This is a genomic window from Halomonas sp. MES3-P3E (genome assembly GCF_002836035.1).
In the GTDB taxonomy this organism is placed as follows: domain Bacteria; phylum Pseudomonadota; class Gammaproteobacteria; order Pseudomonadales; family Halomonadaceae; genus Vreelandella; species Vreelandella arctica.
On record NZ_PJBT01000144.1, the window covers coordinates 1 to 485 of the forward strand.

The 485-nt window shown below is 52.6% G+C and carries 1 protein-coding gene; it reads right to left on the minus strand.

Going from position 1 to position 485, the window contains the following annotated elements:
• Positions 1 to 33 precede the first annotated feature (33 nt).
• The coding region (locus CXF87_RS12365) for an IS3 family transposase (RefSeq protein ID WP_157826543.1) at positions 34 to 485 on the minus strand (452 nt) is incomplete at its 5' end.

Below are 485 nucleotides of genomic sequence, written 5' to 3' on the forward strand. Positions count from 1 at the left end.
TGAACTGACCCCATAAACTTGGACAGTGAACAACTAAGCGGCCAAGGCCTGATTCCGGTACTGCACCGGACTCAGGCCTTTTAGTTTGGTCTTAATACGCTCGTGGTTATAGTAATGGATATAGTGTCGGATGCCCGCCTGTAACTGCTCAATAGTGGCGAACCGATTCAGGTAGAAATATTCAGACTTCAGCGTTCCAAAGAAGCTCTCCATCGCGGCATTATCCAGGCAATTTCCCTTGCGTGACATGCTCTGGATCACCCCATGCTCGGCGAGCTTGCGCCGGTAGGCAGGCATCTGATATTGCCAACCTTGGTCGGAATGCAGCAGCGGCGCGTCTTGGTCGGTCAGCTTGGCCAAGGCTTTGTTCAGCATCTCCCCTACCAGCGAGAACTGTGGTCGTTTCTGCATGGTGTAAGACACAATTTCCCCGTTATAGAGGTCCATCACGGGCGACAGGTACAGCTTCTCGCCTCGGACATTGA